We start from the raw sequence: 10,147 nt of genomic DNA on the forward strand, positions 1-10,147 counted from the left end.
TATTACAGGGCCATTTTTTATCGATAGGAATGCTGAACTTAAGGTCTTATCCCGATGCATCCCTGCGGCACTCGGCCGCCTAAACTCAGGTAGTCACAGCAATCATTTACTTGCTTACGCAGATATTGATTACCGCGGATCACACAGTCAGGCCACCTGTTAAAGCTGTGGAGCAAGTGCCAAAACACTTTTTCAGTTTCAGTTTGCGCTTCGCCAGTCGAATTCAGTTGCTGCCATTCTTCTAACGTGTCCCATAAGTAAAGTTGCACTTCATGGAAGTCGAGTTCTTCACTCAAAAACGCTTTTCCATAGAAGGCGAGTTGGGGCGCTTTATTATCGATGAACTCAGTTGCCGTCATCGTTTGCCTCCTTTCTGTTTACTATCACAGTATAGATGCAAAATTAGCGCTTTTGCTCGAAATTATATTTTGATTACTGTTTTGGTAATAATTTGGCTTTTTTCAATATGATAGGGGTAACAGGAACATCGGGCCAATTGAGCTTAGTGTTAGTTCCTGTCTCAACGACAGCCATAGCTTCGAGGACGGTTTTACCTTCAATCACTTCACCAAATACGGCATAACCCCAACGACGTTTAGAGGGATCGAGTTTAGTGTTGTCGGCTACGTTAAAGTAGAACTGACGAGTGGCTGAGTGCGGCTCGTTTTCACGTGCCATGGCGATAGTGCCCATGCTATTTGTTAGGCCATTTCCTGATTCGTTGACTATCGGCTTACCCTCGGGGAGCTCTTCATACTTGGGGGTGAGTCCGCCGCCTTGCACCACAAAGTCACTGATCACGCGGTGAAATATTGTGTTGTCGTATTCGCCTTTAACGACATGAGTTAAAAAGTTATCGACAGTGATTGGTGCACGAGTTCTATCTAGCTCGACCACTATTTTGCCTAAGCTAGTATCAAATTCGACTCTGGGATACAAGGTATCGGCCTGAATGTCGAGTGCGAGGCTATGATGACTCATAAAGATGAGTAAGAGGGCTGATATCCAACGGAGCATATTGATTTCCTTATAATAAACTGACGCTGTTATTTTTGTAGAAACTGATTAAGCTCAGGATCGTTTAGAATCTCGCCGGTAAGTTGGCCGAGCAATTTGTTCATATCCAGTTCTAAGGTTGCAAAATCGGGCGTTAAAGGACCTTTTAAAGTGCCTTTGGCTTTATAGCGTTTTACCAGCTCTTGGGTGGAATTTTTGGCTTGAACTGCGATTAACACACTGTGTTTTGCCTCATAGCCAAAGGTCTTTTTAGTGATATCCATTTGCAATTCTTCTAATTGAATTTGCACTGAATTAGTTGCGCTTGGGTCGATTTGGTAGCCCGCTTGAGCAAAACCTGCGCGGAATACTTCATCGAGTAACAGTTTAGGCGGTTCGCTCGGGCCAACTAAACGTGTTTTTGTCCCTTCTTCAATAAAACGAGCAACATAATCGACTGTGCGTGTATCTACCGTTTCAAGAGCGATAGGTACAAGTTGCGCCGTTTGTTGGCTGATATTGGGCACTTGAGGGCTGAAAGCCATATGAGTCGGATTTTGGCTGGCACAGCCCGCGAACAGCAGGGGGAAAGTCAAGGTCAGTAATAGCCGTTTCATGGGATCTCTCGTACAAGTAAAAGTGGCTACAGCATACCAGAAATCACTTTTGATGCCACAGAACACCGTGATTCAGTTGAGGTACAGCTTTTATTGCTAATATCTTGTGCTCATTATTCACATCCGTGTTTTCTGTGCATTCACATCATTTATTCGCATAGTTACAAGGCATGGAAGGCAGGTTAAATATGGAAAAAATATCATTCATTTCGTTATTTGTTGGCCTGATGCTGGCGTCAGGCCTGATGAGCTCCAATGCGCTCGCGGGCGATTCTGCCCATATACTGGGTGGTAGTTTAGGTTACGGTACCCAAGAATTTGAAACTAAGAACGGTAAATATGATGCGGGTGACACCTTAACCAGCGACTTATATTACCGCTATATGCTCAACGCGCATTTTGGGTTTGAGGCGGGTTATTTAGCGGGTTCAGGTGGGGTGGCGAGTGCGCTTGTTAGCGTCATCAGTGAGATAAAAGATTTACGTTACCAAGGTGTTAGAACCGCCGCTTACGCTGAATATGCTTTGTCTCGTGGTAACAGCCTGTATGCCAAATTAGGCGCTGCTTACACTCAAGTCAGCTATGAGATAGATAAACAAGATATGGACTCGGATGATGTCGGTTTTTATGGCGCTGCAGGCTGGCAATATCGATTTAAGTCAGGATTCGGTTTGAATTTGGAATACCAATATATCCCGATGAAAGAGCTTGAATTACAGGGGATCAACTTTGGTATTAGCTACCGATTCTAATCTTTCCTTATCCAACGATTAAAGCGCCTTTAGGCGCTTTAATCGTTTTACAAACAAGGAATTTAAAACATTAAACCGAATACTGGTTGGCAACAAAATGACAACATTTTGTCCTTGCACTCTTTTAATGCAATGGGGGACAGGTTAGAGTAAAAATTCGATGTTTAGAATGAGAGAGCATAGATGCTCCCGCGTCTTTTTTGTAAGGCTTAGTCATGTTAACGATAGCAACGCAAATCGCCCCAGATAACCTGATCAATCCGAAGGGGTTACCCCATTTCGGTCATTTCGATGGCATAGTCAAAACCTTAGGTTTAGCGGACTTTGCCTATTTCGATACTATGGATAAACCTGCTTCAGCGTGGGCTAAGCATTTCGATTATAAACAATTTCAGTTTGTCTCTTTGGTCACGCCGCGTTATGTCCTAGGCATCGCGCTTGCCGATATTGCCTACGTCGGCAGTGCTTTTTGTTATTTATACGACATAAAAACCAACACACTTACCCAGCTTGATTGGTTAAAACCTTTGAGGTTTGGCTATCAAATGACGCCATCGCCCGCCGAGGGGCGAAGTAGTATTGGCCGTAAAGGGGCGCAGTTAAGCTTTGAGATTGTAGAGGGCGGTTGGCGGTTAGTAATTGATACTAAAAACATTCAAGCCGATGTGACTTTACACTCAGCCCCCTTAAGTTTGCCTATGGCCATGTGTAGTCCTACTGGATACAACGGCTGGACTTACACACAAAAGCATAATGGTTTGACCGTTAAAGGTAGTTTGACTGTGGGTCATGAGCCGCAGCCGCTGAATCAAGCTTTAGCAGGCTATGACTTTTCGGCGGGTTACATGCGCCGTGATACCAGTTGGCGCTGGGCGTCAATTAACGCGCGGATCCATGAGGGCATTATGGGACTTAATTTAGCGGCGGGTGTCAATGAAACTGGGGCTACTGAAAATGTCTTTTGGATTAATGGTGAGCGTCATTTGCTTGGGCCAGTGCAATTTGAGTTTGATCGCCATGCCACGCTCGGCGCCGAGGTTTGGCGAGTCCACAGTCAAAATGGCCAAGTGGATTTGCAGTTTGCGGCGCGCAATTGTCGCAGTGAAAAGCGTAATTTGCTCTTGCTTAAGAGTAATTTCCGCCAATTCATCGGCCATTTCAGCGGCACTATTACCGATAATCAAGGACACAGTTACCAGTTAAATAATGTTCTGGGACTCGCCGAAGATCATTATGCCCGCTGGTAGCTAACGATGACGAACGGATCGCAGCTGCCTACGTTGTGGCGTTGAATGCGGTTTATAGAATGCAGTCAGAATTTTTATAAAAGTAACAATAAAAATAACCATAAAATAAAAATAGAACAGGATGATCTTATATGGATATCGCCTCGCTGATCCAGCACCCAGAACTGTTACTGCTGGTGCTCGCACCTTTGTTTTTCGTGTGTATTTTGCTGGAATGGTACTTTGGCGATAAAAGACAAAGACTACCGTTAAGTGCACGTTATCGCGGTCAAGAAGTGCTGTGTAATTTCAGCCTCGCGGCCATGCATCAAGGTGCTGATTTACTCACTGGTTTGCTGATCGCTAAGCTATATTTGGCGATTTTTGGTTGGAAGTTATTCGATATTGAAATGGGCCCATTGAGCTTTATTGCCTTGATGGTTGCGCAGGACTTTTGTTATTACTGGTTCCACAGGGCGAGCCACAGAGTCCGCTGGATGTGGGCGGCTCACGTGGTGCACCATAGCTCTGAGAATATGAATTTTAGCACTGCGTTTCGTCAGAGTTTAATGTATCCCTTTGCAGGCATGTGGGTATTTTGGTTACCGCTGGTGGTCATAGGTTTCGATCCAAACTGGGTGGTGTTTGTGGTATTACTCAATCTGGGATTGCAATTTTTTGTGCATACCCAAGCGATTAAATCACTCGGACCGCTGGAATGGGTTTTCAACACCCCGTCTCACCACAGGGTGCACCACGGTCGTAATCCCCAATATATAGATAAAAACTATGCTGGCGTGCTGATTATTTGGGACAAGCTGTTTGGTACCTTTGAGCCCGAAGTGGAGACTGTGATTTACGGCATCACTAAGCCAGTGAATAGTTTTAATCCCTTTAAAGTGACTTTTAGTGAATGGCGAGACATGTTTGCAGAGGTCACAGCGACAGGTTTGAGTGTTAAACAACGACTACGTATCTTGTTTGCTCCGCCTTCCAGCAGTTTAAAAAGCGTGGAATAACAATCCACTGCATTTTCCAAGTTAAATAGCGCAAATGGCTAATAGAGTCTTGAATTTAGCCTTGCTAGCCTATATTCCGTTTTTTGCCACTGTTTTGGTGTAAAAATGTACAATCCCATGCTTTGGTGGTACTTTTTGGGATAAGGAATTTAACTTGGGAGGACGTATCATGATGGATGAACCTCGATTATCCGCGGAGGAGCTTGCTTGTTTTAGCGAACTTTTTTCGCCGACTCGTGTGGGCACTGCCTTGACTAACGATCCCCTGGTCAATCACGTGCTCACAGTCACAACTGAAGTGCCGCAAGTTATCGCCTCGATTCTCGGCAAGGCAAAACTCACTCTATTGGCCGAAGTCGGGCCCTATAAACTCTGGTTTCCACTACTGATGAAAGTGGATGACTTTGGACAGTTTCAACCCACTTTAGGTGTGCCTGAAGTGCTAGATGCCTCGGGAGTGGAGCGCAGTTGGCGGTTAACCCAGGCCGATGATGTGTGGATATTCGACCACGATCAAGGTGAGCAATGGTCTGTTGCCTCGTTATCCAGTTCTGGCATGGCCATCCGTGCTAAATCACAGCAGCAATTTAAGCAATTGTTAGGCAGTAAAGATCTGCAATTACAATTGCCCAATGGTGAGACTATGCGCGTCGATATCGAGCCTATTCGTAGCGAGAAAGGTCTGGCCTTCGTTAAGTTTCAGGCCGAAACCGAAGAGCGTGAAGCCTTACGTCAATTCTTATTTAGTCGGCACCGTAGCCAGCACGCTCAGCTCTACCGTGACTTACGTTAGGACCTCCATTGCGACAGTTTTCGGCCTTGTGTTAGTTGACCTGTTATCTAAAAATCTCAGTGCTGCAACTTGAATGTGAAATCCACGGATTTAAAAACTGTCATTTGCGATTGCAGTGCTTTTCACCGATTGTTACCTGCCAATCTGTCGCCCGATGGATTAGAATGGCGGTGAATTCAACACATCAGAGCGAGCGGTATGCACGTACATATTTTAGGGATTTGTGGAACCTTCATGGGTGGTCTAGCGTTATTGGCTAGGGCCAAAGGGCACAGAGTGACGGGCTCGGATGCCAATGTCTATCCTCCAATGAGCACGCAACTAGAGGACCAAGGCATTGAGCTTATTCAAGGTTTTGATCCTAGCCAGCTGGGTGAAGCAGGGCACTATCCTGACTTAGTTGTCATTGGTAATGCCATGAGCCGGGGTAATCCTTGTGTGGAAGCCGTGTTGAACATTGGCATCCCTTATACTTCTGGCCCGCAGTTTTTAGCCGATCATATTTTGCCTGAGCGTTGGGTGCTGGCAGTGTCTGGCACTCACGGTAAAACCTCGACTTCTAGCATGTTAGCTTGGATTTTAGATGATTGTGGTTATGAGCCTGGGTTCCTAATCGGTGGCGTACCGCAAAACTTTGGTGTGTCGGCACGTTTAGGCAAGACCGCTTTCTTTGTCGTTGAGGCCGACGAATACGACAGTGCCTTCTTCGATAAACGTTCGAAATTCGTGCATTATCATCCGCGTACCTTAGTGATCAACAATCTTGAGTTCGATCATGCCGATATTTTTGCCGATCTGGCTGCGATTCAAAAACAGTTTAACCACTTAGTTCGCACCGTTCCTGGTGAAGGCAAGATCATTTGGCCCGCCGATTCCCATGCCGTTAAGCAAACGATTGATATGGGTTGTTGGAGTGAGCAAGAAACCTATCATTTAACCGAATCGACCAGCGGTTGGTATGGCAAAGCGTTAAGTGATGATTGCCATCGCTTTGAAGTATTTTTTGATGGCGAGTCTCAAGGTATTCTCGAATGGGATTTGATTGGTCAGCACAATATTGAAAACGCCATGATGGCCATTGCTGCCGCGCGTCACGTTGGCGTTAAGCCGAGTGCTGCAATTGAAGCTTTAGCTAAGTTTATGCCACCTAAGCGTCGACTCGAATTACTCGGAACCGTTAACGGTGTGAGCGTATATGACGATTTTGCCCATCATCCGACGGCTATTGCGACCACGTTAAAAGGCATGCGGGCTAAGGTTGGGCAGAGCAAGATTACTGTGGTACTTGAGCCGCGCTCAAATACCATGAAGAGCGGTGTCCATAAAGACACTTTAGCTTTTTCTATGATGCAAGCCGACGAAGCCTTTTTATATCAAGCCGATACCATTGACTGGAATATGAAAGAAGCTATGGAAGCGGCGGTGATCCCTGTGACTGTGTTACATCAAATTGATGATGTGGTCGCCAAAGTCGCAGCAACCGCCAAAGCAGGCGACACCATAGTGGTGATGAGTAACGGTGGTTTTGGTGGGTTACATAAGAAGCTGCTGGCCGCATTAGAACAGGCTTCAACTGTAGAGCAGGTTAGCTAAGATGGCCTACGCAAAGTCGACTAAGGCGATTAGCTTAGCTTGGACGGGCGCCTCTGGTGCTCCCTATGGACTTAAGCTACTCGAGTGTCTGTTGGTATCGGGTTATCAAGTGTTTTTGATGATCTCCAGTGCCGCTCGAGTGGTATTGGCGACGGAACACGGCTTACAGTTAAGCGCCAACAGTGACAAAGCCCATGCCCAGCTGTTGGCTTTGCTGCACGAAAAAGGCGTGATTATTGCTGGCGAGTTAGTGGTATTAGGCAAAGATGAGTGGTTTTCGCCGCCTGCATCGGGTAGCGCTGCACCTAAACAAATGGTGATTTGTCCTTGCTCAACGGGGACGTTAGCGGCAGTTGCTACCGGAATGAGTAATAATTTACTCGAACGCGCCGCCGATGTGGTGATTAAAGAGCGCGGTCAGCTTATCCTAGTACCGAGGGAAACTCCTTTTAGTGCCATACACTTAGAGCATATGTTAAGCCTTTCTCGCCTCGGCGCGACCATTATGCCCGCTGCACCCGGCTTTTATCACAATCCCAAATCGGTAGAAGATCTGGTAGACTTCATGGTCGCTCGAATTCTCGATCATTTGGGCGTTGACCATGCATTAACGAGTCGCTGGGGTTATGACAAACAGTCTAACCGCGACCTCGACAATTGAGACTTATATGAAACACACCACCGAAGTGATGATCTCTGCTGAAGAGATAAGCCAGAAATTGGATCAAATGGCCGAGCTAATCAATGCCCATTATGCCCACAGTGAACGTCTGCTGATGGTCGGCTTGTTAAAAGGCTCAGTGGTCTTTATGGCAGACCTGTGTCGCCGCATTAAAGGCCATGTTGAAATCGATTTTATGTCGGTTTCCAGTTATGGCAATACTATGACCAGCTCACGGGATGTGAAAGTGCTGAAAGATGTGCAATCAGATATCGCCGGTCGCGATGTGCTGATTGTGGAAGACTTGATTGACTCAGGTAACACCTTAAGCAAAGTGCGCGAGATGTTGTTACTGCGGGAGCCTAAGAGTCTTGCACTGTGCACCCTGTTGGATAAACCTGAGCGTCGTGAAGTGGATGTGAAGGTCGATTTTATCGGTTTTACTATCCCTGATGAGTTTATCGTAGGTTATGGTATTGATTATGCCGAGCAGTATCGCAATCTACCTTATATCGCCAAAGTCGTACCACTCGATTAAGTGTCCGATACAGTTTAAAACTCCCGCAGCAGGCGGGAGTTTTGCTTTTTGCGGCTATATAAAAAGCATTAATGATTGAATCATTAAATTTTTTCTTTTCAATCAATTAGCTAATTTTTTGCTTTAGTTCTGCAACCCATCATTGTAATTGTGTTTTTTAGCACCATCTTATTACTTTCTAATGTGTAAGGATCGGTACAAATATGGCGAATATTACCCATGCTCTGGTACTCGAAGGGCTTAAAAAAACCTATAAAGGCGGCGTAGAAGCGGTCAAAGGCATCAGCCTTACCGTCAATCAAGGGGATTTCTTTGCCTTGCTCGGCCCCAATGGTGCGGGTAAATCCACCACGATTGGTATTATTAGCTCCTTAGTGCAGAAGAGTTCAGGTACGGTCAAAGTCTTTGATTATGATATTGATAAGCAGCTCGAACACGCCAAGCTCTGCATTGGTTTAGTACCACAAGAGTTTAACTTCAACCAGTTCGAAACCGTGCTGCAAATTGTGGTGAATCAAGCGGGTTACTATGGTGTGCCAAAACCTATCGCCCTTGAGCGTGCCAAAAAATACTTAAGCCAACTGGATCTGTGGGAAAAGCGCAATAGCCCTTCGCGGGAATTATCTGGCGGCATGAAGCGACGGTTAATGATCGCCCGCGCCCTGATGCACGAACCTAAATTATTGATTTTAGATGAACCTACCGCAGGTGTGGATATTGAACTGCGCCGCTCTATGTGGGAGTTTCTCAAACAAATAAACCAGCAGGGTGTGACGATCATCCTGACCACTCATTACCTTGAAGAAGCGGAAATGCTTTGCCGTAATATCGGCATTATCGATAAAGGTATTTTAGTGGAATGCACTAGCATGAAGGCGTTGCTGAGTAAGCTGAATATGGAGACTTTTATTCTCGATCTTCGTCGCGATACTGAAATGGCTCCCGTGCTCGATGGCATGGCTTGTCGCTTAACCGACTCTCATACCTTAGAGGTGGATGTAGCGAAAGAGCATAATCTTAACGATGTCTTTAGCCAATTGAGCGCAGCTAATATTGAAGTGCTATCGATGCGTAACAAGTCTAATCGGTTAGAAGAACTCTTCGTCGAACTCGTGAAGAAAACTCAGGGAGCCTCAGCATGAATCAGCTCTACTTTATTGCCTTTAAAAGTATTTTAAGTAAAGAGATCAATCGTTTTACGCGAATTTGGATCCAGACCTTAGTCCCGCCAGCGATTACCATGACCTTGTATTTTTTGATTTTTGGTAACTTAGTCGGCAGCCGGATTGGAGAAATGGGCGGCGTATCTTATATGGAGTTTATCGCCCCTGGTTTGATCATGATGTCGGTGATCACTAACTCTTACTCGAATGTTGCTAGCTCATTTTACAGTGCCAAGTTTCAACGTAATTTAGAAGAGCTGATGGTGGCACCTGTGCCCCATTATGTGCTGATTGCTGGCTACGTAGGCGGCGGCGTGGCGCGCGGTTTGTGTGTTGGCCTGATAGTGACGTTAGTGGCCATGTTCTTTGTCGACATTAGCTTACATCACGCAGGTTTAGTGGTGATGACGGTATTTTTAACCTCAGTGCTATTCTCATTGGGTGGCTTAATTAACGCTGTTTTTGCAAAGAGTTTTGATGATATCAGTATCATCCCCACCTTCGTGCTTACCCCATTAACTTACCTTGGCGGCGTATTTTATTCCCTGTCACTCTTGCCCCCATTTTGGCAAGGCGTGTCGGCACTTAACCCTGTGGTCTATATGATCAACGTGTTCCGCTACGGCTTTTTAGGCTTTGCCGATATCAGCGTGCCATTATCCATCGCCATTATGATCGGTTTCTGTGTCGCACTTTGGACCTTAGCGTATTACTTAGTCTCGCGCGGAATAGGCCTGCGTTCCTAGACATATTTCTTTAGAGCGTAATAGAAAAAGGGAGCCATTAAGG

Annotated in this window: 12 protein-coding genes; 9 read left to right on the forward strand and 3 right to left on the reverse strand. The window is 45.8% G+C overall.

Going from position 1 to position 10,147, the window contains the following annotated elements:
• Window positions 1-38: 38 nt before the first annotated feature.
• The 3 genes from ACHA99_RS17175 to ACHA99_RS17185 form a co-directional block, all read right to left on the reverse strand.
• On the reverse strand, window positions 39-359 hold the full coding sequence (locus ACHA99_RS17175) for a hypothetical protein (protein ID WP_028761869.1): 321 nt from the start codon (window positions 357-359) through the stop codon (window positions 39-41).
• Between the two features lie 73 nt (window positions 360-432).
• Window positions 433-1,017 (reverse strand): peptidylprolyl isomerase, encoded by a 585-nt coding sequence (locus ACHA99_RS17180; protein ID WP_028761870.1) that lies wholly within the window; start codon window positions 1,015-1,017, stop codon window positions 433-435.
• Between the two features lie 29 nt (window positions 1,018-1,046).
• Window positions 1,047-1,613 (reverse strand): YajG family lipoprotein, encoded by a 567-nt coding sequence (locus tag ACHA99_RS17185; protein WP_105250136.1) that lies wholly within the window; start codon window positions 1,611-1,613, stop codon window positions 1,047-1,049.
• A 188-nt stretch (window positions 1,614-1,801) separates the two neighbouring features.
• Between ACHA99_RS17185 and ACHA99_RS17190 the strand changes: the two genes are divergently transcribed.
• The 9 genes from ACHA99_RS17190 to ACHA99_RS17230 all read left to right on the forward strand — a co-directional run bounded on the left by ACHA99_RS17190 (window position 1,802) and on the right by ACHA99_RS17230 (window position 10,104).
• Window positions 1,802-2,365: a porin family protein gene (locus tag ACHA99_RS17190; RefSeq protein ID WP_393944045.1), complete on the forward strand. Its 564-nt coding sequence runs from the start codon at window positions 1,802-1,804 to the stop codon at window positions 2,363-2,365.
• A 215-nt stretch (window positions 2,366-2,580) separates the two neighbouring features.
• Complete coding sequence (locus ACHA99_RS17195) at window positions 2,581-3,612, forward strand: DUF2804 domain-containing protein (protein ID WP_198572860.1); 1,032 nt, start codon at window positions 2,581-2,583, stop codon at window positions 3,610-3,612.
• Window positions 3,613-3,743: 131 nt separating this feature from the next.
• The gene (locus ACHA99_RS17200; protein WP_393944048.1) at window positions 3,744-4,610 is read left to right on the forward strand and encodes a sterol desaturase family protein; all 867 of its coding nucleotides are present in this window, start codon (window positions 3,744-3,746) and stop codon (window positions 4,608-4,610) included.
• A 169-nt stretch (window positions 4,611-4,779) separates the two neighbouring features.
• Window positions 4,780-5,403: a hypothetical protein gene (locus ACHA99_RS17205; protein WP_006080282.1), complete on the forward strand. Its 624-nt coding sequence runs from the start codon at window positions 4,780-4,782 to the stop codon at window positions 5,401-5,403.
• Between the two features lie 198 nt (window positions 5,404-5,601).
• A complete protein-coding gene (gene mpl, locus ACHA99_RS17210; RefSeq protein ID WP_263266255.1) occupies window positions 5,602-6,996 on the forward strand; it encodes a UDP-N-acetylmuramate:L-alanyl-gamma-D-glutamyl-meso-diaminopimelate ligase in 1,395 nt (464 codons plus the stop codon).
• 1 nt (window position 6,997) lies between these two features.
• Window positions 6,998-7,657 (forward strand): flavin prenyltransferase UbiX, encoded by a 660-nt coding sequence (locus tag ACHA99_RS17215; RefSeq protein WP_028761725.1) that lies wholly within the window; start codon window positions 6,998-7,000, stop codon window positions 7,655-7,657.
• A 7-nt stretch (window positions 7,658-7,664) separates the two neighbouring features.
• Complete coding sequence (hpt, locus tag ACHA99_RS17220) at window positions 7,665-8,195, forward strand: hypoxanthine phosphoribosyltransferase (protein ID WP_028761726.1); 531 nt, start codon at window positions 7,665-7,667, stop codon at window positions 8,193-8,195.
• 203 nt (window positions 8,196-8,398) lie between these two features.
• Window positions 8,399-9,337: an ABC transporter ATP-binding protein gene (locus ACHA99_RS17225; RefSeq protein ID WP_173497293.1), complete on the forward strand. Its 939-nt coding sequence runs from the start codon at window positions 8,399-8,401 to the stop codon at window positions 9,335-9,337.
• The gene (locus ACHA99_RS17230) at window positions 9,334-10,104 is read left to right on the forward strand and encodes an ABC transporter permease (protein WP_006080287.1); all 771 of its coding nucleotides are present in this window, start codon (window positions 9,334-9,336) and stop codon (window positions 10,102-10,104) included. The genes ACHA99_RS17225 and ACHA99_RS17230 overlap by 4 nt, the downstream gene beginning before the upstream one ends.
• The last annotated feature ends 43 nt before the right edge of the window (window positions 10,105-10,147 follow it).

It is taken from the genome of Shewanella sp. S23-S33 (genome assembly GCF_043359565.1).
GTDB classification, from domain to species: Bacteria; Pseudomonadota; Gammaproteobacteria; order Enterobacterales; family Shewanellaceae; genus Shewanella; species Shewanella oncorhynchi.

What these genes read in the sequence shown, in the direction of transcription:
- ACHA99_RS17225 (WP_173497293.1), top strand. Translation starts at nt 8,399, where the DNA reads ATGGCGAATATTACCCATGCTCTGGTACTCGAAGGGCTTAAAAAAACC.
- ACHA99_RS17185 (WP_105250136.1), bottom strand. Translation starts at nt 1,613, where the DNA reads ATGAAACGGCTATTACTGACCTTGACTTTCCCCCTGCTGTTCGCGGGC.
- ACHA99_RS17190 (WP_393944045.1), top strand. Translation starts at nt 1,802, where the DNA reads ATGGAAAAAATATCATTCATTTCGTTATTTGTTGGCCTGATGCTGGCG.
- ACHA99_RS17200 (WP_393944048.1), top strand. Translation starts at nt 3,744, where the DNA reads ATGGATATCGCCTCGCTGATCCAGCACCCAGAACTGTTACTGCTGGTG.
- ACHA99_RS17195 (WP_198572860.1), top strand. Translation starts at nt 2,581, where the DNA reads ATGTTAACGATAGCAACGCAAATCGCCCCAGATAACCTGATCAATCCG.
- hpt (WP_028761726.1), top strand. Translation starts at nt 7,665, where the DNA reads ATGAAACACACCACCGAAGTGATGATCTCTGCTGAAGAGATAAGCCAG.
- ACHA99_RS17230 (WP_006080287.1), top strand. Translation starts at nt 9,334, where the DNA reads ATGAATCAGCTCTACTTTATTGCCTTTAAAAGTATTTTAAGTAAAGAG.
- mpl (WP_263266255.1), top strand. Translation starts at nt 5,602, where the DNA reads ATGCACGTACATATTTTAGGGATTTGTGGAACCTTCATGGGTGGTCTA.
- ACHA99_RS17180 (WP_028761870.1), bottom strand. Translation starts at nt 1,017, where the DNA reads ATGCTCCGTTGGATATCAGCCCTCTTACTCATCTTTATGAGTCATCAT.
- ACHA99_RS17175 (WP_028761869.1), bottom strand. Translation starts at nt 359, where the DNA reads ATGACGGCAACTGAGTTCATCGATAATAAAGCGCCCCAACTCGCCTTC.
- ACHA99_RS17215 (WP_028761725.1), top strand. Translation starts at nt 6,998, where the DNA reads ATGGCCTACGCAAAGTCGACTAAGGCGATTAGCTTAGCTTGGACGGGC.
- ACHA99_RS17205 (WP_006080282.1), top strand. Translation starts at nt 4,780, where the DNA reads ATGATGGATGAACCTCGATTATCCGCGGAGGAGCTTGCTTGTTTTAGC.